This window comes from Candidatus Nitrosocosmicus sp. R (assembly GCF_054408505.1).
Window position 1 is genome coordinate 2,995,802 of record NZ_CP167090.1, and the last position, 18,776, is coordinate 3,014,577.

General features: G+C 34.5%; 21 protein-coding genes. 10 read left to right on the forward strand and 11 right to left on the reverse strand.

The genetic code is table 11. The annotated features are described in order from the left end of the window. Window positions 1-215: 215 nt before the first annotated feature. A complete protein-coding gene (locus AAGU22_RS15500; protein WP_458719999.1) occupies window positions 216-512 on the reverse strand; it encodes a hypothetical protein in 297 nt (98 codons plus the stop codon). A gap of 431 nt (window positions 513-943) precedes the next feature. Then, window positions 944-1,303 carry a hypothetical protein gene (locus AAGU22_RS15505; RefSeq protein ID WP_458720000.1) on the reverse strand — a complete coding sequence of 120 codons (360 nt, stop codon included), beginning with the start codon at window positions 1,301-1,303 and terminating at the stop codon, window positions 944-946. A gap of 381 nt (window positions 1,304-1,684) precedes the next feature. Between AAGU22_RS15505 and AAGU22_RS15510 the strand changes: the two genes are divergently transcribed. After that, on the forward strand, window positions 1,685-2,110 hold the full coding sequence (locus AAGU22_RS15510) for a VOC family protein (protein WP_458720001.1): 426 nt from the start codon (window positions 1,685-1,687) through the stop codon (window positions 2,108-2,110). A 156-nt stretch (window positions 2,111-2,266) separates the two neighbouring features. Further along, a complete protein-coding gene (locus tag AAGU22_RS15515; RefSeq protein WP_458720002.1) occupies window positions 2,267-3,685 on the forward strand; it encodes a cupredoxin domain-containing protein in 1,419 nt (472 codons plus the stop codon). A 109-nt stretch (window positions 3,686-3,794) separates the two neighbouring features. Here AAGU22_RS15515 and AAGU22_RS15520 read toward each other — a convergent pair whose 3' ends face one another. Both AAGU22_RS15520 and AAGU22_RS15525 read right to left on the reverse strand, forming a co-directional pair. Continuing rightward, complete coding sequence (locus tag AAGU22_RS15520; RefSeq protein WP_458720003.1) at window positions 3,795-4,289, reverse strand: DUF899 family protein; 495 nt, start codon at window positions 4,287-4,289, stop codon at window positions 3,795-3,797. A 193-nt stretch (window positions 4,290-4,482) separates the two neighbouring features. Continuing rightward, a complete protein-coding gene (locus tag AAGU22_RS15525; RefSeq protein ID WP_458720004.1) occupies window positions 4,483-5,478 on the reverse strand; it encodes a hypothetical protein in 996 nt (331 codons plus the stop codon). 104 nt (window positions 5,479-5,582) lie between these two features. Here AAGU22_RS15525 and AAGU22_RS15530 point away from each other — a divergent pair, with 104 nt between their 5' ends. Then, a complete protein-coding gene (locus AAGU22_RS15530; protein WP_458720005.1) occupies window positions 5,583-6,221 on the forward strand; it encodes a hypothetical protein in 639 nt (212 codons plus the stop codon). Window positions 6,222-6,512: 291 nt separating this feature from the next. Here AAGU22_RS15530 and AAGU22_RS15535 read toward each other — a convergent pair whose 3' ends face one another. The 3 genes from AAGU22_RS15535 to AAGU22_RS15545 all read right to left on the reverse strand — a co-directional run bounded on the left by AAGU22_RS15535 (window position 6,513) and on the right by AAGU22_RS15545 (window position 7,824). Next, a complete protein-coding gene (locus tag AAGU22_RS15535) occupies window positions 6,513-7,172 on the reverse strand; it encodes a thermonuclease family protein (protein WP_458720006.1) in 660 nt (219 codons plus the stop codon). Between the two features lie 106 nt (window positions 7,173-7,278). Further along, window positions 7,279-7,461 (reverse strand): hypothetical protein, encoded by a 183-nt coding sequence (locus AAGU22_RS15540; protein ID WP_458720007.1) that lies wholly within the window; start codon window positions 7,459-7,461, stop codon window positions 7,279-7,281. Between the two features lie 69 nt (window positions 7,462-7,530). After that, complete coding sequence (locus AAGU22_RS15545) at window positions 7,531-7,824, reverse strand: hypothetical protein (protein ID WP_458720008.1); 294 nt, start codon at window positions 7,822-7,824, stop codon at window positions 7,531-7,533. 140 nt (window positions 7,825-7,964) lie between these two features. On the opposite strand from AAGU22_RS15545, the gene AAGU22_RS15550 reads away from it, so the two are divergent. Further along, entirely contained in the window at window positions 7,965-8,444 is a 480-nt protein-coding gene (locus AAGU22_RS15550) for a DoxX family protein (RefSeq protein ID WP_458720009.1), read from the forward strand. Window positions 8,445-8,807: 363 nt separating this feature from the next. On the opposite strand, the gene AAGU22_RS15555 is transcribed toward AAGU22_RS15550, so the two are convergent. Then, window positions 8,808-10,091 carry a hypothetical protein gene (locus AAGU22_RS15555; protein ID WP_458720010.1) on the reverse strand — a complete coding sequence of 428 codons (1,284 nt, stop codon included), beginning with the start codon at window positions 10,089-10,091 and terminating at the stop codon, window positions 8,808-8,810. Between the two features lie 1,061 nt (window positions 10,092-11,152). Here AAGU22_RS15555 and AAGU22_RS15560 point away from each other — a divergent pair. Further along, entirely contained in the window at window positions 11,153-11,440 is a 288-nt protein-coding gene (locus AAGU22_RS15560; RefSeq protein WP_458721801.1) for a cupin domain-containing protein, read from the forward strand. A gap of 404 nt (window positions 11,441-11,844) precedes the next feature. Further along, a complete protein-coding gene (locus tag AAGU22_RS15565) occupies window positions 11,845-12,831 on the forward strand; it encodes a M28 family metallopeptidase (protein WP_458720011.1) in 987 nt (328 codons plus the stop codon). A 514-nt stretch (window positions 12,832-13,345) separates the two neighbouring features. On the opposite strand, the gene AAGU22_RS15570 is transcribed toward AAGU22_RS15565, so the two are convergent. Further along, window positions 13,346-13,486, reverse strand: a complete 141-nt coding sequence (locus AAGU22_RS15570; RefSeq protein WP_458720012.1) for a hypothetical protein — start codon at window positions 13,484-13,486, stop codon at window positions 13,346-13,348. A gap of 57 nt (window positions 13,487-13,543) precedes the next feature. Here AAGU22_RS15570 and AAGU22_RS15575 point away from each other — a divergent pair, with 57 nt between their 5' ends. After that, window positions 13,544-14,116, forward strand: a complete 573-nt coding sequence (locus AAGU22_RS15575) for a CAP domain-containing protein (RefSeq protein WP_458720013.1) — start codon at window positions 13,544-13,546, stop codon at window positions 14,114-14,116. A 548-nt stretch (window positions 14,117-14,664) separates the two neighbouring features. On the opposite strand, the gene AAGU22_RS15580 is transcribed toward AAGU22_RS15575, so the two are convergent. Continuing rightward, window positions 14,665-14,838, reverse strand: a complete 174-nt coding sequence (locus AAGU22_RS15580; RefSeq protein ID WP_458720014.1) for a hypothetical protein — start codon at window positions 14,836-14,838, stop codon at window positions 14,665-14,667. Between the two features lie 943 nt (window positions 14,839-15,781). Further along, on the reverse strand, window positions 15,782-16,207 hold the full coding sequence (locus AAGU22_RS15585; RefSeq protein ID WP_458720015.1) for a winged helix-turn-helix transcriptional regulator: 426 nt from the start codon (window positions 16,205-16,207) through the stop codon (window positions 15,782-15,784). 57 nt (window positions 16,208-16,264) lie between these two features. Between AAGU22_RS15585 and AAGU22_RS15590 the strand changes: the two genes are divergently transcribed. From AAGU22_RS15590 to AAGU22_RS15600, 3 genes are all read left to right on the forward strand, one after another. Then, window positions 16,265-16,876 carry a methyltransferase domain-containing protein gene (locus tag AAGU22_RS15590; RefSeq protein WP_458720016.1) on the forward strand — a complete coding sequence of 204 codons (612 nt, stop codon included), beginning with the start codon at window positions 16,265-16,267 and terminating at the stop codon, window positions 16,874-16,876. 235 nt (window positions 16,877-17,111) lie between these two features. Further along, window positions 17,112-17,552, forward strand: a complete 441-nt coding sequence (locus AAGU22_RS15595; RefSeq protein ID WP_458720017.1) for an arsenate reductase ArsC — start codon at window positions 17,112-17,114, stop codon at window positions 17,550-17,552. A 59-nt stretch (window positions 17,553-17,611) separates the two neighbouring features. After that, window positions 17,612-18,310 carry an MIP/aquaporin family protein gene (locus AAGU22_RS15600; RefSeq protein WP_458720018.1) on the forward strand — a complete coding sequence of 233 codons (699 nt, stop codon included), beginning with the start codon at window positions 17,612-17,614 and terminating at the stop codon, window positions 18,308-18,310. Window positions 18,311-18,776 lie beyond the last annotated feature (466 nt).

An 18,776-nucleotide genomic window follows, 5' to 3' on the forward strand; every position in this document is an offset into this window, starting at 1 on the left:
AACAAAATTATGAAAATAATCTGCTTAACATTCACTAGTTTCTACCCTAACAGTTACTACTATTTTTAAATCATTATTTTGGCTTATTTTTATTCTTGTACGATTAAATTACATCATAGTTAATTTGGTTCTTTTGATGTATTAGAATAATTTAGATTTATTGTAATAACTTTTCTTATTTCTAGTAATATTAAAATTTATTAAATCAAGAAGTATTAAGCGTCTGTGGCGCTTTCACATAAATCTCTTGAATTGCCGTCTACTGACATGCACCCTTCAATAAAGCCTTGATAGTACTGATCTCTACAGTTATCGTACGTTCTTTGATTAAATGGATGATCTTCGCCATCGATTATTCCACGTTCATAACAACTTACGCTATCATCACTACTTGCATTTACTGTAGTAAGAGTCCCCGGTGTAGTCATAAATAGAAGAGGTAACAGCATGATCGACATTCCTTGTACCAAAGTATTGAATTTTTTATCATTTCCAATGTGTAATGATTCCATCAATTAAATTATGACCGTAACTATTTATATATTTAGTAAATAATGGACTTGATTGATAATGATGGCCAATATATAGCAATTTATATAACATCAAAAGTACCAGCTACCTTTGGGATTTAAGTTATTAAACTATTATTGCATCATAAGATTAAAGGCAGTTAGGACAAAAGATGACATCATTTATTTAGAACCAAAATCGAACCCTTGTTTAAGTGTCAAACTTTTGCTCGATCTTAATTAAGAGTGAGATTAATCCATACCGCATAATTGTGGCTTTTCTGTGAACATAATGGCTGTTTTATTAATTTTATGTCTACAAGATTGTAACATGGGGAAAAATTTGAATATCCCGAATTTAGATTTATCCTGAATTAAATAATTCCTTGTTTCGGGGTGTGAATAGTACTACTAGTTAGTATGAGGCCAACTAGTTAGTTGAGGCTAAAGAATTTTTTAGCTTCAACATAGACGTTACCTAATACTTCTGAAGTTTCATTAAGAATTGCTCCTGATGACTTTGACGTAGCTATTTTTTCCGTAACGTTACGTAGGAATGATCCAGTCTCAGTTATTGCTCCTTTTATTGATTCAGTTGCTTCTTCTTCTGCAGATGTTGTTATTGCTGGAGTAGTAGTAGTATTAGTGTTAGTAGTGGGCGGAGTGCTGGTTTGGTTCATTGTTGAATTTGTCTGACCATACACTGAATCCAACGTACCTTTTGCTACTATCAATACCATCCCAAAAACAAATAAGATTCCAAAAACTACACGCATTTCTTTCTTGCATTTCATTTTATTCATATGTTAGTGATATTATATTTATCCTTATATCCTATATCATTTCGTTAGTTCTTGCAACCATGGAGTCTTGTTCGAAAACAAGGAATCCAGTTCTTTATGAATTTGATAAAAATGAGGAGAATGTAATATGAAGTCGTGAATGCAAAATTCGGATTCATATTTAAATTACAAGTCTATGGAAAATTAACTTATAGAAATGACCAGCACAAAATGCTATAATCACAAATCATAGATATTTATAACAATAGGGGGATATTTCATAATCATTTTCAAAATGCAGGTACCTAGATAAAATAAATTCTACTATCTATCAATAGGGTCTATGACTGAAGTAAAAAAATTCCCGATGGATATCATTCCGTCACACCCGCTTTGATTGTAAACGATGGGTTAAAGGCTATCGAGTATTATAAAAAGGTATTTGGAGCTAACCAGCGAGCATGTATGATGATGCCTGATGGAAAGAAAGTTGCTCATGCTGAACTCGAAATAGGAGATTCATTGATTATGCTAGGAGACGAGTTTTTAGAGATGAAGTTCCTTTCGCCTACCATGATTGGGGGAAGCCCCGTTTCTTTGGTTTTGTATGTTGAGGACGTAGATAAAACGTTTAATCTTGCAGTATCTGAAGGAGCAAAGGTGTTAGATCCAGTAACAGATCAATTTTGGGGAGATAGACTTGGAAGCATTGAGGATCCTTTTGGACATCGGTGGTCAATAATGACGCACATAAAAGATCTTACCACAGAAGAACTGAAAAAGGCTGCAGAGGAGGCTTTTGCAAAGATGTCGAAGTAACCTTAAGGTAAATTAAAACGAACTAAAAAATTATTTTTCTAATTATTCTCGAATATTTGCGCAAGGTTTTTCAATCAGACAGTTATTTGCAATATAGGGAAATATTTGATTACTTATCGTAATTTAATTTGTTTAACATTAATTCCATCAATTCTATTGTTGATACCCTCTCTTACTGATAATTATATACTGGGACAAAATCAAGGAAACGTAAGTGGTGTTCAGACCACACAGATGTATCATTATTTTAATTACGATGACAATGTATCAATGAATTATCCATCAACCTGGTCAGTGAATGAAACAGACATAACGCCTGAAGACCGAGTCAACCTTATCGCAGGGTTTGTATCGCCGTTTGAAACCTACAATGATACTTACATTGAATACGTATCGATAAATAGGGACGATGGAATTTTCTCTGAAGTCGACCTAAATGAGTATTTAGCAGAAGCGATCAACACTTACAAAGATATCGCCAATAACTTTACATTAATTGAATCTTCAACTTCTGACTCTCTTTCAAGTCAACCTGCTTATTCTCTGACTTTTACCGAAGTTCTCAGTGGCGAAGATGGTCAAGAACCGATTACACTTAAAAACTTTGAAACTGGAATTTTGTTAAACAATACTGCATATTTTGTTACTTACGTTGGACAAGAGGAAAAATTTGATAGATACTTTCCTGTTGTAGAGCAAATGATCAACTCATTCAAGTTGCTCTTACCCGCGTCCTATGATGAAGGCCTAGCGCCACCTTTAGTTACAAATCTCAATACATCTACAATTGGATTAGAAGAATCTATAACAGGCACAAACGAAACCACCACTTCAGCTTCTACAGGGTCTAATTCGACCAGTTCTAACCCGATTGTACCAAATAATTTAACTAATAGTCAAATTGGACAAAAAAACAATACAACCGAGTCTGCTTCAAAGGGTGGAGAGGCGAACTTATCAACAGGAGGTCAGCTTCATGAAAGTTCCCAAATTAACGATACTAGAGGTAGTGAAAATGCCCAGTTGAAAAAAGATAAAGCAGTAGATATTCAAATAAAAGCGGCTGAGAAGAACGGCTTCTTTGGAACGGTAAACTTTGTACCAAATGAAATTGTTGTTGATATCGGCACTATCGTCGTATGGACCAACAATCATTCATCCGTACATACTGTTACTTCTATTAACAATAATACTTTCATAAATAACGGCATCACAACGGGTAGAGATGGAATTCCACTTTTTGATTCTGACTATATGAATACCGGTGATAAGTTTTCTTACAACTTTACTCAACCTGGACGTTTTGATTACTTTGATAAAAATGATGCTAGTTTGAAAGGAATAGTGTTTGTCAAGCAGGCACCAAGTCTGATTAATAGTACTTCATCCTTGCTAGATAATGAAAATACTAGCCCAGCTAATGTCAATCCCATTTCAAATGATTTTAATAGTTCAAATAATAATAAAAGTGGAATGCTTGACAATCTTAAAGATGTTAATAATTCTAGTGCAAAGTCCAATAATGGAACTCTCTCTCAACTGGTACAATCTCTCCGTCAGATCATTAACCGTTAACTAATATAGCGAAGATGGGATTTAAACTCCTTTCTTGCATTCACGGACCAGAACTACTTGACAATATCGCATTAGAGTATGAATAAATAGAAATAAGGATAGGTGGTAGCTATTTACCATATTCATCATATTCATCATATTCATCATGACGACGAACCCAATATTGCAGAAATTCGTGACCTCTCTCATCTCGACCCTTGGGAACCAAGTCAAGATAATTATATGCTACATTCAACATATCTATACCACGCGCATAAGTTGAATAGGTGTGAAAAATATGACCTGCAGGATCCTTAAAAAAATACACTGACTCCTTCCTTCTCTGAAACACCTGTGTCTTGTGCAACATAATTATAAAACACTCTTTCTTTGCTAATTCTTCCTGCGTGAAAGATACGTGGTAGTCGAAATTAAAATCACTATCAGAAGAAGAGACCCAATTAAAATCCCAACCCATCCGTTTTTGGTAGGCAGTTATCTTGTTGTATGGAGCACGTGATACAGCAATCATAGTAACATCTCTTTGATTCAGGTGTATAATTATTTTATTGAAGTTGTCGGCCCAAAAGGAACAGCTTGGGGAGTGGGCGAATAGATATGCCATTTGTAATTTTGTGTCGACCGTTCTGTGATCAAAGAGGAACTCAAACATAGTTGGGTGGAGGAGGGGGAAATGGAATGAATCTATGTCTCTCGAACTGAGGTTCAATGTCCGTATATTAAGCAAACCAACTATAGAACCGAGAAATCGGCACAAAATAAATAAAAAAATGACACGATGTTTGTTAAGCAATCCTTTAAGAAATCAAATTTACGGAATCTATATGAGCCCGTACAAAGAAGGATTGAGTAGGATCGCGATCAGCTCCGCCGGTTATTGTCAGGCCATACGGATCTTTCCAGTTTTGCAGAATGGGAGGAATTGGAGCTGACTTTAATGAGTCATTAGAAAGTGCATTTCCTGTTTCATCATCTAATTGCCAAGAGATATGCTCAATTGGGATTGTATCAGATAGTGGAAGATTATTGTAACTTCTTAACAAATAGTGATCTGTGTCCCGGTTCACAAGTTCAACTAAGAAATTGACATTCTTGGGATCGGTTTTAAAAACGAACCCCCCTACATTGACTGTTATTCCAAATGCCTTTCTGTCATGTGGATAATCTCCCACAGTCTGATCTGTATTTGTATCCTTTGTTGGAAGTCTATAAGTATATTCACCAGTTATTGGAGTTCCGACCTTCGCATTGCCATATAATAGATTCGATCTATCGTCCATCTGTGTTACTGTTCCTATAAAAGATATCTTTATTTGATTGGATTTTGGTTCATCAGAAGCATCGTCCAATGTAGGCACATTATTTGTACCCTGTCCTTCTTCTGTACCTTGTCCATTATCAGCTGCAGGCACATTATTTGTACCCTGTCCTTCTTCTGTACCTTGTCCATTATCAGCTGCAGGCACATTATTTGTACCCTGTCCTTCTTCTGTACCTTGTCCATTATCAGCTGCAGGCACATTATTTGTACCCTGTCCTTCTTCTGTACCTTGTCCATTATCAGCTGCAGGCACATTATTTGTACCCTGTCCTTCTTCTGTACCTTGTCCATTATCAGCTGCAGGCACATTACTTAATCCGGTTAAATTTTGCAATCCTGGAATTTTACTTAAATCGACGCCTCCTATCGTTTGTGAATATGCTAAATTCGAATAGGGACCTAATATCCAACTAGCTGTTAATACTAATGCAATTAACAAAATAAAGTGTTCTTTACAATTTTTAATTGTCATACACTTCTTATCAACTCATGTGGATATATAAAATAATTTCGTCAACTGATCTTATGTTATAGAAAAAGCCTTTATAGTAATGGAAGTAGAATCAAAATATGATAATGGTTAATAAAAAATCTTTGATTTTTCAGTTTCTTGTTTTTACTGCTTTATTGGTTACTCTTTCAACAACTTCAATCAATTTAGACCCAGATAATAAACTTCAAAAAGTTTTCGCTCAAGATGAGAGGGAAACTTCTTTGATAAAGGACAAATCAATATTGGAAAAGCCTAATGATGACATGGTGATAGTCAAAGAGCCAAACGGAGAGGAACAGAGTCCCTTTGTGAAGGACAAATCAATATTGGAAAAGCCTAATGATGACATGGTGATAGTTGAGGAACCGCTTCCTGATGAAGACTTTGTAGAAAGTGGAGATGCATACTTGACTATTTCTACCATCTTTAAAGGAATTAGTGATGATAATTATCGATATGTACAAAACGTTGGTGTTTGTGTAGGGTCTGAATTGATAGTAAGCAATAAAGAAGTATCTGCTGTTCCTGCTTGTGCAAAACATTCTGAAAATGGTGTAAAATATACCGTTCAGGCACCAGGGAAAATATATGTATATTTGTCCTACTTGCTTGAGAATTATGCCATGGATTTAGGCTCTTCATCATGTGAAAATAGGATATTTCCAGGAGAGTCTCAGTCGTGTACTCTAACCGTCACACTCAAACCATCACCTTTTAAATAACCTCTCTCCTTCTTCCTCACTTTTTTAGAGCATGGAATTACTTCTACAAATGGTTCAGCGGACCAATGACAGAATAAATGGAATGAGTGTTTCTTGATATGGACAATCATCATAAGATTTGTGGGCCAACATATGGTATATGATTTTATGAAAAAATTACAGCAATATCATAGCTGCACTTGTCATTAATAAATAATAAATTTAAGAGATTTAGAAAATCGAATGCGAGGTCATATCGTTTTTCAGGTTATAGTTAGATATTGCACTTTATTATTCACAGTTGGTGTACCATTATCCTTCGCAACCAATGCCATCGCCATCAGCATCAAGGTTATTTGGATCATTACCTCCAACCGGGATGTTCTTCTCATCAAAGTCCTTACAATCTAAATCCTTACCATCATTATCCAATTGATTATTATTGATACCACTAGACTCTACCTTGTCCTTATTATCTTTATTACTATTATTTGATGAACAGCCATGCTCTTGTGCCCAATTTGAATCAGCAAATTCAGATACATCACAGAAATCTTGATAAACATCAGCAAAACCACTATCCAGTATCGCTTCATTAACGTTAACACCGTCACAATATACAACTGCAACTGTTCGACCATAGGTAAGTCCTTGATTATTATCTGGATCTACCTCTGAATTCTTATCCAAACATTTTTCTGTCATGAAATTTTTTGCCTCATCAAATCCTGATTCATCTGTTTCTGGTGCATCTATTAATGCTAGCCTTACTGTTATTGTTTCTCCCTCTGTTGTCGTTACATCAAGAGTATCTCCATCTATGACTTTTGTTACTGTTCCACTAAAGTTTGACGAAGAAGTGGTAACTAAATCCGAATTTGGGGAAGTCGCCCAGACTTGATTTGAAAAGGTAATAGTTCCCAAAAAAACTAGAAAAATAAATATTGTCTCATAAAATAAGAAATGATGCAATACTGATTATTATTATATTCGATATATAAATATACAAAAAATAAGTAGGGTTATTCTACAATATCTACTTGTCTAGTTTAGTTTCATCTTACATCAATAGTGATCACTAATTATTTTCTTCCTCCTCATCATTACTATCTGATTCATCATCATTTTCTTCATTTGCAGTTTCATAGATAGATTCTCCGCCATCATCACTTCCATTGTTGGACGTATCTGGCTCTTGTTGTACATCATTTCCCGAATTTTCCTGTTCTTCACTTTGTTGTTCTTCTAAAATTTCATCCATCACTTCAATTATCAGGTTCTTATCTGGGTCATCATCTTGCCAGTCAATTGAATCATACTTAGGATCATTTCATGGATCTGTTGTTTGTTCTGGTTGTTGTTCATCATCATTATTTGTTTGGTTATCATTCCCTTCATTAGTTTCACAACCAATGCCATCGCCATCAGCATCAAGGTTATTTGGATCATTACCTCCAACCGGAAAGTTTCTATCGTCCATGTCCTCACAGCTTAAATCATTGCCATTACTATGTCCTCGACCGTTGCTACCACTTGACCCAGAGTTTTCATCTTTGTCGTTATCGTTATCGTTAGACCCTTGATAATTATTTACCACAGGAAGAGGAGAAGGAGTAACAAACAATCCACCAGTAATAAATTGTTCAGTTGTAGTTCCACCGTTGTCAAATATAAACTTGGGATTAAATGGAGGACATAGAATTTTGAGTTGAATCTACGTTAAGTGAATAGAATGCAGCTTGGGATTCTGAAATAATAAAATTAATGAAATATAAAACGGATGATTTTCCTTTTTTAGTGATGCATTTAGAAAAAATTTCTGCGTTCGCTCCTTTGCCTATAAGAATAATGGCTGGAATTGCCTTTATAATCCATGGTTTACCAAAATTTGAAAATTTACAAGGCACACAAGGCTTCTTTGCATCCGTTGGTATTCCTGCAGATTTAGCTCTACTAATAGGGCTACTAGAAGTAATAGGAGGAGTATTATTAATAGTTGGACTACTTACAAGAATAACCGCCATTCTTTTTACTATAGAAATGATTTGTGCTGTCCTTATAGTGAAAGCAGACAATGGTTTTATGGGACAAGGTGGCTTCGAAGTTGATTTGTTATTGATGTTTATTTCAATTAGTCTGTTATTATCGGGACCTGGCAGATTATCTATAGAAAGAGATATACTAAAACGAGAGATTTTCCCAAAAATTTCGTACAAAAAGAATGACAGTTCTGACAAAAAGTGAAGTAGTTACTTTGGATAATGCCATGAGTTCCTAAAGAGCAAGTGATATATATGAGAAATAGCTTAATATGGGAACTTCTGTTTCCATCAAAAAGGTTAGGTATTCTCCTATCTTTTTTTCTTGGAAGAATAAGAACTTGAAAATACTATAAGAGATAAGAATAAAGAAGACGAAGTTGGGAGACCTGAATCTCTCTTTCAGACATGGTGGCTTACAAAAAAAGCATTAGTGTTAACAAAAAATTAATTTTAATTGAAATGGAAATCCTTAACGCTTACTTTAGAAAGAATTCATATATCATTAACATTTAGAATTCTAATTCCCACTTTGTGAGTACAGAAAGTCTACTATGGGACTAGATTTTCATTTAGTTTTGATTTCATCAATGACCTCCTCTAGATATTTCTTAATTTCAGCCTCCTGTATTGAGGGGGAAACACCGGTTTGACGTTGCATTTCTATCTCACGTTCATGAGCCTTTTTCATTACTATGTTTCTTGCCTTTTGTATCTCTTCTTCCATCTGCGCGGTTCCTATATCATGAACAAGCTCTAACATTGATTTTCTAACAGATCTCCTTAGATCGTTATCATGAGAGAGAGATATTGCGGAGGCATACAATCCAATGCTAAATAAATAGGAGGATAATAACACCAAGGAATGACCGGCCACACCATAGGTCGGTTGCAACGCAGAGATCTCGTTTGCTATGCCAATTGCAGTTATTCCCATAGCTGCAATTGTCAAATAATCTTTGACTTTCTGGGATTTTAAATTTTTAGTAACTAAATAAAATGCCAGTCCAAATAGGAGACTACTTGCTATAGTGCCTGCACGAAATATCAGCCTAAAATAATATTTGTATGGAAAATCTGCCGGCAGGGAAAATATTAATCCGCTACCTATGAGATATAAGACTAAGGGAACAGCCAAGATTATCCAGAATTTGAAATCAAGCTTGTGAGTTTTCTTGTAGTAGTAACCGAGTAATAATGCGGTTCCAATCCAAGTCAGAATATATGGACTTAATGAAGTAAGATAAATAATTTGATTGTACAGGGCCAAACTTGAATTTGGTACCAAGTAAAGCGTAGTGTAATCAGGGTTTACTGTTTTATACATTATTGCACCATCGTATTCATCAAAAACCTTGTAAATAAAAGAGGCCGTCGGAATTACACCTTCTGCGGATTCTTCCTTAACTATTTGAACAAGGACCAACTTGTCAAAAGCATCTCCTGATATAGACAGCGCAAGTGCTGTTGCTGCTAGACCATAAAATAATACCACAAAGTTTCTTTTATGTAATTTATACCATGTAAAAAATTTAAAGCTAATTATTCCCATTATTGCGGCAGTTGTCAATGATGCTATTGCATTAAAAGCGATAACAAGATGTTCAGTCCCACTACATACCGTAAAGTATTCTGGACAGTTTGTGATGTTAGTATACAGTATAAAGAGCAAAATTCCAAATAATGAAAACTGAATAATGCTAACCATTATATGCATTATTCGCATCAAAAGTGACCTCTCTAAGAGATCCTTGGTAATATACCTAGTAAAGCCCAAAAGGATTAAAGATCCAATGCCGTATCCAAAGACTGTTGTAAGTGTAAAAAGAACAATCTCGCCCGCATTATTCAAGTAAATGATTTGGCGGGTAGTTAGTAGATTTAATATAATTAGAACGACTATAACAGCTGCCGTAATTATGGATAATTTCCTATTGTTAAAAAGAAAACTGTATAGTTGCAATTTTTCCAATCAGATACAATTCCTAAAGCAGTATAAAAGTGTATTTAAGTATTCAATTCAATTTCGAATTAGTCTTATTTTGAAACATATATCAAATGCTTGAAATAATTGGAATATTAACATGCCATTGTATTGTTTTGGTGTCTCTTAGTCTTGATATAATATTATGATATGTGATATAGAGACAAAATACAAATCTTTGCTAAAGATAACAAGTTGACAAAAGATCTGGTGAATAATGAGTTGCTGTTGAAATGAGTATTAGTTCCCTTCATATAGGTGGAATTATTTCTCTAATTGATATCTCTTTAAACTCGTCCTCAATCTGATCCTTGAATTTGCCTTGATTCTAAACAAAGAAAGGTAGTTTATCTTTTACGTTTCATATTTGCAGGTCCAAAGTCTCGAGAAAAAATGTTGATATTATTACTCCTACTCTATCTATGGAACAAATCAAAGTCAAAAAAAGTAATAGACATAATTAATAGCCTAATGGAAATTAAAGAAGTGGGGGAAGAAAATGGGTATTTCACATTATTTCTCAATTGCATTAGGTGTCAGAAATTATACAAGATCCAAATCCACCAAAATGCAAAGGTAGAATTCGACGTAAATAGTATGATATATCTGATCTGAAAAATCCATTTGAGCCAAGTGTGGAATTAGAGTTCATTCATAAAGTATACACCAAAAAGTTCAGTCAATTCTAAAAGCATGAGTCTATATATCTTCTTGAGTTCTACAGACTATAAAATTTTCTGAACCTAGTTGTAAGATTTTACAATTATTTAAATATTAATGTTCTCAAATAAGTAAATGATGAGTGATGAGCGATAAAAAGGATATTGAAGCCTTTTCCCAAGACTACAACAAATTAAATAGACAACATAATCTTAATGGGATAGTTTAAAATTCTTGTATCTGGCAATCAAACTGAGAATAAATACTCCATAGTTGAATTTACTTTTCCTCCAAGTGAAGATTCGGAAATACCATTACACAAACACGGAAACGAAGCATTGGTAATGCACGTGATTGAAGGCAATTTTTCCTTTAGATACGGAAAAGAAACCTTAAAAGGAAATAAATCTATGGTATTAAGTTTTGAAAAAGATAAAAGTCATTCTTATAGAAAAATTGGAAATGATCAGGGCAAATTACTTGTAACATATGCTCCCGGAGGATTGGAAAACTTTTTTAGAGAATTGAGACTTTCCAAGATGGATGATAATAGATAGTCTATACAGTTTGATTCAATTATAGTTCATTTGTTAGAAAGTAATTATAACTGGAGATTTATTTTTGATTAAGTTTCTCTATTTACAAAACGAAAAAAAGATAGGGCTGGGACTCGAATCTCTGTTTTTCACACTTGGGATCCAACTTCGATACTTCAACCCAATATTTAATTATACAAAAAATACAATGATCTTTATCCATTGACAAATCTCTGGTTCTATAAATTTAAATAATACCTTTCACTATTGTATTAGTATGCGTTTGGTAAACAAACCCAAAAACCATTTAATTGAACTCGCTTTAAAAGCAATCGAGTTAGTGAAGATTCATTACCAACATTCTACTAGGATATTTTGTATGGTATTCGAATATATACGTAATAATTGCATTGGAAGCTTTTGAAATGAGTGAATATTCAAGTATCGATTCGTTTTCAGTAGAAAGCAACAGAATGCTTGCTAAAAAGCCATTTAGTGATAATCAAAAAATAACCGCTGATAGGATCGAAACACATACCCGTTCAGTATTAGATCAAGTGAATACCGATAATTTAAGACAAAATCTGACCAGCTTATCTAAATTTCATACTAGACATTCAAAATCACCTCTCTTGAATGACGCTAGTGATTGGATAATGAACCAATTTAGAGGATCAGGTTACAAGGATTCTTTTTATCATTCCTTTAAATCAACCATTGATGATAAAGAGTTTAGTCTTAGAAACATAATATGCAATAAGGAGGGTTTTGATAAAAAATTGATTATCATTTGCGCTCATTATGATTGCATTATGGAGAATAAAGGAGATTCAAATAGTCGTGCTCCGGGAGCAAATGATAACGCTAGTGGCGTAAGCGCCATCATCGAAATAGCAAGGGTTTTAGCAAATGAGAACCTTCAACATTCTCTCCAATTTGTTCTTTTCTCTGGAGAAGAACAGGGGCTATTGGGATCCAAAAGCTACGCGAAATACATCGAAAATAACAAGATGGATTTGTATAGACTAATTAACCTTGACATGATTGGGTATCCATTTTTTGCAGATAATACTGTAATCATTGAAAGAGATGATAATATGGATCTGAATCACAACAAGGTTAGAGAAAACGATCTTAAATCTATAGTGTTTGGAGAAGTTATGAAAGATTTAGCCTCAGAGGTTAATCTTAACTTCCATTTGGATTCCATATATGACAGTGACTATGAACCTTTCGAAGCAAGTGGACATGTAGTAATAGGTGCTTACGATGGATTTGCAGATCCGAAAAAAAATCCACGCTATCATTCATCCTCGGACCTGCCAGAATTTATAAATTGGAACTATTTAACTGCAGTTACTAAGTTGGTATTGACAACAGTTCTAAAGATCGATTCTATCAACAGTCACTAATACAAATAACAACAACAGTTCCATATTTCAATGATAAATAGACCAGATGACGTTGGGACTAGAATATCCGTCTTTCAGACATGTAGTCTTACAATAAAATAGATCATTTAACTTCTGAATTTAAGAAAATGATATGGTGGTCAAGACAATTTCCATTCAGGACAACATCAATTTTCCATAAAGCCTCAAAGATCTGTCCATAGGATTTACTTCTCTTGAAAGGTTGGGGGCCGCTCTGAACGGTAATAGAGACCCGATCACTGGTGAACCCTTGATATCTTATAACAGTACTATTTAGGAGTAAACGCAAGTATACCATCATACTGTACTCTATTTTTTAAATGGATGAATATTTTGCACACATGATGGACGAATTGTATTTTCCCTTCTCATAATGTCGGTAAACCAGTCGAGTGAGTTTTATCATGATCTTTGTTTACTCGCTCATATGAATAACCTCATTTAATCATCTGCACTAAGTGCAAAAATCTACAAGCTCCTTCTCTTGCATTATTCATCCACTGTTCATCCACTGTTCTTGACATGTTCGTAGTAAATAGTCTATTCGTTCTGACTTATCATCAGTTTTAAACTTGGTAACTCCATGATGTTGCTTCCAAGTCTCTTTGGTTTCAGGATCGGACAATATTGTCATACAGATCCTCTGCAAATATCTTTTATATGTAAACTGATCGAAAAATAAATAATCATCATGAATCACTTACAAATTATGTATCAAAAAGTATCTAAAGAAATAATATCGATTATTGTTATAACGACGCTCTTGACAGTGTTATCGTCGGTGATGCAGCTTTCATACGCACAGTCAAATACGGATCTCGAAAATGACATGCTGAATATCCATAACGAGGAGCGCGATGCCGTTAGCGTTCCGCCGCTAACGTGGAGCAGTAGTCTTGAAGCCGACGCCCAAAGTTGGGCGAATCATTTGACGACGCTCGGGCTTGTATGTGATCCCGCACGAGCCGAGCTAGTACCACCCAAGCCCGTATGCGATACTACTCCACACGGTGCTAAAAACGAGAACATTGCGTCTGGGGTCGCGGATTTCAATTCACCAGGGGAACTTGCCCAATTGTGGGCTGACGAAAAGGCGAAATATAACTCCGGACAACGTTCCGGGCCAGGTATCGGCCATTACACTGCAATGGTCTGGAAGAACACCCAAGAGATTGGTTGTGGATTCGCCAGTAGTGGTCAAATGGACTTTCTAGTATGTCGCTATAACCCGCCGGGCAACGTTCCGGGACAAACACCTTACTAGAATATAGGATCGTTTGTTTGACAGGACTCAGCTATTCATTTTACAAAGTAGATCGATTAATACATAAATCTCATTCCGCAGTATCGTATGTTCAATCTCTTGCGTAATTAAAACTGGCTAGCTCCTTCTCCTACCCAATATCATCCAACTAGCCTAACGAATCCATTATCCTATAGTTTACCAGTCCTGATACTATGTCCGATGTCTTATCGTACTTTCTTAATCTATTCCTAAACACATCATTCATTATCCCGTACTTTTTTATTCTGCAGATGGTATGTTCGACTACTATTATCCTTCTTTTAGAGATCTTTGTTGTATTCCTTTTCCTTTTCTGTTAGATCCTTTTGATCCTTTTCTTTCTTTCTTATTGATAAAGAGGTTTTGTTTTGGATAGTCTTTTTGTACTTCAAGCCCAGGAATCCTAGGTCAAATGTATTAATAACATCTTTGGGATAACAGGGTGATTCTTCTTGTATATTTTGTAATCATGTCTCCTACCTACCTACCTACTTATTTTTTGATTTGTAGATTAAGACCGAGTTCGTTTACTGTGTAGATTCTTTGTTGTATTTTTGTTCTTCTTGCCAGAGTAGTATATCTTTCTTCTCATCCTGTCCTTTGGTCTTGATATTTCTTGCTCTGTACAGTCTAAAAGCAATAAAGCCTGGAAAGTACTGCTTAACAACTTCCTCCTCTGGTCTGTTCAATCTTTTGGTCATCTGATGGTTTTTGAGGAATGGGTACAATGTCTTATCATGCCATCAATCTTTTGAATGTCTTTACATACGTTACTCTGGTTTAAATCAAACAGGTATCCGGTCAAGGTATAGGTATAGGTGATGTATAATAATAGTAAACCAAAATCATAACAAACCTGTTTTTTATGTCTAGCTTAAACTGCCTTCCTCCTGCTTCTACTGATCTTTCTCTCTTTCTCTCTCTATCTTTTCTATGAGACAGAAGACGTTTTATCATGTTTGGTATTTTGATTCTATCGTTTGATAGATGTCATCAAACTGTTTGATTAAAAGACCAGTGAACGATTTGAAAAGTACGTAATGGTTTTGTAGATAACCTTTCATACCATACGATAGCAAAAGAAGGAAGGACATAGGCTTATCTAAAAGATAGAAGGACATAAAGCTGTTTGACTAACTACGTAAGATCTGATTAACTCAATCTTGTAAGATAATTAGGAATTTTAATAAAAACCAGTAAGAATTATGACATCGTGTTAAATATCGGTCAAATGATTATAAAACATCAACCTAATTTTTTGATATTATAAAAACCCTGCAAAGAACATGCAGATTCCCTTTTATATTTTATCTTTTATATAACTTGGTTAATATATTATCTAGTATAGTCACAATCTGGTTATTGGATTGAATTGAATTTTATTATCGGTATTAATTTGTATTTCTTGAGAAAAGCTAACCTGTGTCACTTGAGACACAATCTCTTAATTAATTTTCCTTAATACATCTATACTACATTCCATTTATAAGTTAATTAAACGGTCAACAACATATTCAATCTCATTTGCAAGACAAATATCGTTTGATTTTTCTTTTATTATCTTTAAAATAATTTAGAGATTGCTATATATTCACACATCGTTTCATAAAGCCGCTTGGACTAATTACGAAAGAGGTCTATTGATTAATTGTTTACAGACCATTTTCGCATCCATTGAAGCAAATTAATTATAGATTCCACAAGTTCTTGACCTTTCGGAGTTAACCGGTATTCCACTCTGGGAGGAATCTCATTAAAGGATTGTCTGTTTAAGATACCACTTTTTTCCAATTCCTTTAATCGGATTGTGAGAGTTTTACTGCTGAAACCTTTCATTGACTTCCTAAATGTCAAGTATCTGACTGGGTCAGTAGAACAGCAAAGAGGAATCAATATTTCTAACGTCCCTCTCTTAGTAATTATCTTTCTTAATTCAGATGTTTCTTTCATTAGATTTTCCACATCATAACCATAGAAATTACAAGAATTATTTTCCTTGAGGATAGGCAATTTACTTGATTCCAATGTGGCTTTATTCAGTATATCTCCCTTTAGTTTCCTTAACTTCACTTACTTTACCATTTTACTCTTACCAATTTAAATAGTTTCCTTTGTAAACCTATACCTATGGATAAACAATTACAATTAAAGGAGAAGATTAAAGAACAATATGGAAAGATTGCACTAGACGGAAATTCTAATTCTTGTTGTATGCCCTCTAGCGACTGCTGCGGTACATCTGAAATTATACTTTCCCCCTTTGAATCATCAAAGACTGTGGGGTATGATTCAGATAAACTAAAGTTGATTCCTGAAACTTCTGTATTAGGAGTAGGATGTGGAAATCCCACTAGATTTGCAGATATTAATGAAGGTGATAACGTAGTCGACTTAGGTTCAGGAGCAGGGATTGACGTATTTCTTGCAGCCAATTTGGTAAAAGAAAGCGGAAAAGTCATTGGAATTGATATGACAAAAAATATGCTCAACAAAGCAAGAGAAAATGCTGAAAAACATGGATATACCAACGTCGAGTTCAGACAGGGAGATATTGAACAAAGAATACCTGTTGAAGATAATTTTGTTGACGTAGTTATTAGCAACTGCGTTATTAATCTAACAACAAATAAGGAAAATACGTTCAAAGAAATTTACCGAATCCTTAAATCAGAAGGAAAAGGGAAAATGGTTATATCAGAATCTAGTTACTTCCAAGGAAATAGATCTAGATTCTGTTAATACGGATAATTGGTGCAGTTGTATTGATGGTGCATTAACAAAAGAAAACTACATTGATAGTATTAAAAAAGCTGGATTTACCAACATTGAGATACTAGAAGAGAAATTATATACGGAGTTAGATGAAGGCAAAGAACAAGAAAATCAAGAAAAAAGACAAATTACTAGTATCTCCATCAAGGCTGTTAAAAAGTAAGACGGTTAGCAAGAGAAGTGATATAGATGAAATTTCCATTTGACAAAAAATCCTCCGATAATACAAAAAAAAACTATCCTCTTTGTATGCGTTCAAAACGCGGGGAGAAGTCATATGGCAGAAAGTTTCTTTAGAAAGTATGCACCAAAAGGCTACGAAACGGTTAGTGCAGGTACCGTTCCAACTTCTCAAATTAATCCGATTGCAGTAGATGTTATGAAAGAGGTTGGAATAGACATCAGCAGTCAAAAGCCTAAAGATTTGACAGAAGATATGATGCGAAATGCAACAACCATAATCAATATGGGTTGTATGGACGATAAATACTGTCCTGCATTATTTATACCAAAAGTTATAGACTGGGGTATTGAAGATCCAAAAGACAAGCCGATAGAGAAAGTGAGACAAATAAGAGATGAAATTGAAAAAAGAGTATTGGAAATAATTGACTCTGCCAGAGACAATAAAATTCCAATTTAAGATAATAGCACTTTATTTCGTTCAGTTAAGTGAATCCAAGTAACTCCTAGTAAATAATCATGTCAAAGGAATCTACTTTTGAATCTGTAGTTAGCAAGCTATCTACTAATCAAAAAAGGTTTATCGCAGAACTGGTGGGAACGTTTGTCGTTGTTGTTTTAGCTACAGGTTCGGTAGTTATTAATGCAAAGTTAAATGGTATTCTTGGACTACCATTTGTTGCATTTGCTCCTTTTGTGGGCGTTGTAATAGGTGTATATCTTTTTGGAAAAATCTCTATGGCTCATTTTAACCCTGCTGTATCTGTTGGATTTTTAATCACAAAGCACATCACAAAAAAGCTACTAGTTTTGTATCTTTTGGCGGAGATTGTTGGTGCTTTTCTAGCAAGTCTTTTTGTAAGTATTATGATAGGCAAAGAGGCAAACATAGGAGCTAATGCACCTAATTATTCATACCCTTTACCTTTAATATTTGGAATTGAAGTTTTAGCATCAGCTCTTTTAATGGCGGTAATACTCACTGTTGTTTATACAAAAGGTTTGAAAGGATTCGGCGGTATCGCTATTGGAGGTATTGTTGGACTAGATATTTTATTTTTGGCTTTTATATCTGGTGCATCTATGAATCCTGCTCGTTCACTAGCCCCTGCTGTGTTATCAGGTGTATTGACAGATCTATGGTTATACTGGACAGCAACATTTGTGGGTACTGCAATGATTGCATTAATCTGTAGAAAAAAAGGTTTGAATGAATAACAAATATTGATCTACTATTGGTAACATCCGGTAACCGATGCCATTCGATTCGACCTGTAGCTTTGAATAGTCAATATTTGATGTACATACAATAATATGAATAATAAATATTAGAGTTTGTTAAGACCGTTCTGCAATATTTTATAGTAACTTTTTTTCTTAAGGAACAGGAACTTAAGTTGAACAATAAAAAACCAGACGAAGTTGGGGCTCGAATCTACGTCTTTCGGACGTGGGTTCCAACGATAATTATCGCTTAGGTGTTAGGATATATGAGGAGTAGACTTTGATTTTATCACTCCTCATGATTATTTCTTTATAATTACTAAATTTAGGTCGCATTTAGAATATACTAAAATACAATAATCAAAACAAATGATTGGATAAGTTAAGTTTTAAGAAATCAAACACCCCGAGTATATGTAATTGAATCTAAAAAAATGTTATGACCACTTCTTAATCTGTT

What these genes read in the sequence shown, in the direction of transcription:
- AAGU22_RS15580 (WP_458720014.1), bottom strand. Translation starts at nt 14,838, where the DNA reads ATGACCAAAAGATTGAACAGACCAGAGGAGGAAGTTGTTAAGCAGTAC.
- AAGU22_RS15520 (WP_458720003.1), bottom strand. Translation starts at nt 4,289, where the DNA reads ATGGCATATCTATTCGCCCACTCCCCAAGCTGTTCCTTTTGGGCCGAC.
- AAGU22_RS15590 (WP_458720016.1), top strand. Translation starts at nt 16,265, where the DNA reads ATGGATAAACAATTACAATTAAAGGAGAAGATTAAAGAACAATATGGA.
- AAGU22_RS15525 (WP_458720004.1), bottom strand. Translation starts at nt 5,478, where the DNA reads ATGACAATTAAAAATTGTAAAGAACACTTTATTTTGTTAATTGCATTA.
- AAGU22_RS15530 (WP_458720005.1), top strand. Translation starts at nt 5,583, where the DNA reads ATGGTTAATAAAAAATCTTTGATTTTTCAGTTTCTTGTTTTTACTGCT.
- AAGU22_RS15570 (WP_458720012.1), bottom strand. Translation starts at nt 13,486, where the DNA reads ATGACAATATTGTCCGATCCTGAAACCAAAGAGACTTGGAAGCAACAT.
- AAGU22_RS15550 (WP_458720009.1), top strand. Translation starts at nt 7,965, where the DNA reads ATGAAATATAAAACGGATGATTTTCCTTTTTTAGTGATGCATTTAGAA.
- AAGU22_RS15500 (WP_458719999.1), bottom strand. Translation starts at nt 512, where the DNA reads ATGGAATCATTACACATTGGAAATGATAAAAAATTCAATACTTTGGTA.
- AAGU22_RS15505 (WP_458720000.1), bottom strand. Translation starts at nt 1,303, where the DNA reads ATGAAATGCAAGAAAGAAATGCGTGTAGTTTTTGGAATCTTATTTGTT.
- AAGU22_RS15540 (WP_458720007.1), bottom strand. Translation starts at nt 7,461, where the DNA reads ATGGATGAAATTTTAGAAGAACAACAAAGTGAAGAACAGGAAAATTCG.
- AAGU22_RS15565 (WP_458720011.1), top strand. Translation starts at nt 11,845, where the DNA reads ATGAGTGAATATTCAAGTATCGATTCGTTTTCAGTAGAAAGCAACAGA.
- AAGU22_RS15575 (WP_458720013.1), top strand. Translation starts at nt 13,544, where the DNA reads ATGAATCACTTACAAATTATGTATCAAAAAGTATCTAAAGAAATAATA.
- AAGU22_RS15600 (WP_458720018.1), top strand. Translation starts at nt 17,612, where the DNA reads ATGTCAAAGGAATCTACTTTTGAATCTGTAGTTAGCAAGCTATCTACT.